Origin of the sequence: Mesorhizobium sp. M0772, from assembly GCF_040320135.1 — a bacterium.
Lineage (GTDB): Bacteria > Pseudomonadota > Alphaproteobacteria > Rhizobiales > Rhizobiaceae > Mesorhizobium.
Genome location: NZ_JAMYPB010000108.1, coordinates 1 through 2,468, shown reverse-complemented (window position 1 = coordinate 2,468; position 2,468 = coordinate 1). Strand labels below are relative to the sequence as shown.

The following is a 2,468-nucleotide window of genomic DNA, read 5'->3' as shown; positions in this document are numbered from 1 at the left end:
TATTCCGATAGATACCGGACGCGATTCCGAGGCGAAGCCGGACGGCTTAGAGCGCCTCAGGGTCATTTTTGATATTTGTCGACGAAGTCGTTTCCGGTCAAGCGGCAGTTGCGTCTGCGACTGGCAGGACCCTGTGTTTGCGCATGCTTTCGCCGGAGAGTTCGATGCGATAGGCGTTGTGAACAAGGCGATCGAGAACGGCATCGGCGATGGTCGGATTTCCGATCATGTCATACCAGTGATCCACGGGAATTTGACTTGTGAGGATGGTGGAACGCTTCTCGTAGCGATCCTCGACGATTTCCAGGAGATCGCGGCGTTGTTCGTCGTTGAGCTTCTCAGGCCCCCAATCATCAAGAATAAGCAAATCCGTTTTGGCCAGGCTCTTGAGCAGCTTCGCGTAACGGCCGTCTCCGCGGGCAAGGGCGAGCGTTGCGAAGAGGCGCGGTACACGGTGGTATGCGACCGAAAGATCCTCACGGCATGCCTTGTGGCCGAGCGCGCAGGCCAGCCAGCTCTTTCCGACGCCGGCTGGTCCGATCATGAGCAAGCTATGGCGCTGTCTGATCCAGTCGCATGTCGTCAGCTTCATGAAGAGATTGCGATCGAGACCGCGAGTTGCGCGGAAATCGGCGTTTTCGATCTGGGCGTCATGACGGAGTCTGGCGGCTCGCGCTCTGGCCTCGAAGCGCTTCTGCCGGCGCGCCGTCGCCTCCCGTTCGAGCAGGAGGGCAAGCCATTCGCCGTGCTCGAGAGCTCGTGCCTCCGGTTGCGCCTCCAGTTCCTGGAAAGCGCATGCCATGCCGGAAAGACCGAGTTCGCGCAGCATGTCGATGGTGGGGTTGATAAGCATCGTTGATTGTCTCCTTAATGAAAGTAGCCGGGGCCACGAAGATTGGCGTGCTCGCCGACGGCGGCAGGTTCGGCGGTGTGCCTGGACGCCTTGTGGGTTTTGATGAGAGCGGTGATGCTTTTGCAGTTCAGGCCACCGATCTCGAGCGCGCGGGCTGACACGGCTTCCGCCTGCGCCGTGTCGATCGCCTGGTAGAGCTTGAGAATGCCGAGGCATGTTCTAAAGCCCTGTTCCGGATGCGGCCGGCTGGCAAGGATGGCGATCACGAGCCCCTCGGTCTGTGGACCGATCGAGCGGGCCCAGCGCCGGAAGCGCTCGGGCGACCATTCCGCGTAGCGGCGGTGCGAACTGGGCATGTGGTCCGGATCGGTTCCGAAACGGGCCCCACCATAGCGACGCTGATGGACAGCGACGCGTTTGCCCTTGAAGAAGACCTCGATCGTTCGGCTCGTTGCCCGGACATCCACCTGCTCTCGGATGAGGCCGTGTGGCACGGAGTAGAAATAGCGCTCGAACTCGACATGATAGTCGGTCGATACACGAGCCAGCCGCCACTCGGCGAACTCGTATTCCTCGGCCGGCAGCGTGGCGAGCGCTGGTCGTTCCATCGTCTCGAACAGGTCGCGACGGCATTGGCCCAGTTGGCGCATGACGTGGGTGTTGATCCGCTCGACAGCCTCCCGGATAGCGGCATTGGCTTTCGTCCAGGGAAAAAAACGTGTGTTACGCAGCCGGCCGAGAATGCAGCTCTGCGCGAAACGGACGCCGCTTTCGACCTTGGCTTTATCCTTCGGCCGCTTCGGTCGCGCCGGCAGAACGCCGACGCCGTAGTGCGACGCCATCCTGCCGAAGCTGCGGTTGATGTCGGGGTCGTAGAAGCTCGACCGATTCACGCCGGACTTCAGATTGTCGGGAACAATCAGGCGTGGGACGCCGTCAAAAAAGCGGAACATGCGCACATGCGAGCCAATCCAGTCCGGCAAGGTCTGGCTCCAGGTCGCCTCGGCGAAGGTGTAGCTCGACGCGCCGCGGATCTCGCCGGTCTTGCGGTCTACGATCGGCAGCTTCTTGCCGGAATAGTCGACGAACACCTTGTCGCCAGCGACATGCACCTGGCGCATCGTCGGCGTCAGCCGCCGCTCGAAGCCTTTAAAGAGATCACAGAACCTGCTGTAAGCGCAACCGTCAGGATGAACGGCCCGATACTCCTCCCACAGGATCAACAGCGTCACGCCCGGCTTCTTCAGCTCGACCGCCAGCGCGCCCCAGTCGGGCTCGGCGCGCCGGCGCAGTCCTTGTTTGACGCCCTGTCGGGAGAAGAGCCGATGTTCGAGAACATCGTCGGTCAGCTCCGCTGGTAACGGCCAGGAAAGACCGGCGGCGGTCGCTCTCTCTATGTTGTCCTGCACCGTGCTGCGGGCAATTCCAAGCATGGTGGCAATGTCACGAACGCTTATGCCGTCCGCGCTTAGTCGTAGCAATTGTCTCAATTGTCTCATGGTCAGCTTTCTTCTCTTCGGCATGCACCTCTCCTCTACCGTCGAGGGAATGCATGCGCAGGTTGCTGACCCAAAGGCACTATCTAGGCTTTAAAACTGTCCGGTATTTAATCGGA

At 60.7% G+C, this 2,468-nt stretch carries 2 protein-coding genes; both read right to left on the bottom strand.

The genetic code is table 11. From position 1 onward, the window contains the following. Window positions 1-97: 97 nt before the first annotated feature. The gene (gene istB / locus NKI06_RS30735; RefSeq protein ID WP_352987918.1) at window positions 98-853 is read right to left on the bottom strand and encodes an IS21-like element helper ATPase IstB; all 756 of its coding nucleotides are present in this window, start codon (window positions 851-853) and stop codon (window positions 98-100) included. Between the two features lie 14 nt (window positions 854-867). Continuing rightward, window positions 868-2,376 carry an IS21 family transposase gene (gene istA, locus NKI06_RS30730; RefSeq protein WP_352987917.1) on the bottom strand — a complete coding sequence of 503 codons (1,509 nt, stop codon included), beginning with the start codon at window positions 2,374-2,376 and terminating at the stop codon, window positions 868-870. Between the last annotated feature and the right edge of the window lie 92 nt (window positions 2,377-2,468).

Excerpts from the sequence above, each read along its gene's own strand:
- istB (WP_352987918.1), bottom strand. The coding sequence starts at position 853 with ATGCTTATCAACCCCACCATCGACATGCTGCGCGAACTCGGTCTTTCC.
- istA (WP_352987917.1), bottom strand. The coding sequence starts at position 2,376 with ATGCCGAAGAGAAGAAAGCTGACCATGAGACAATTGAGACAATTGCTA.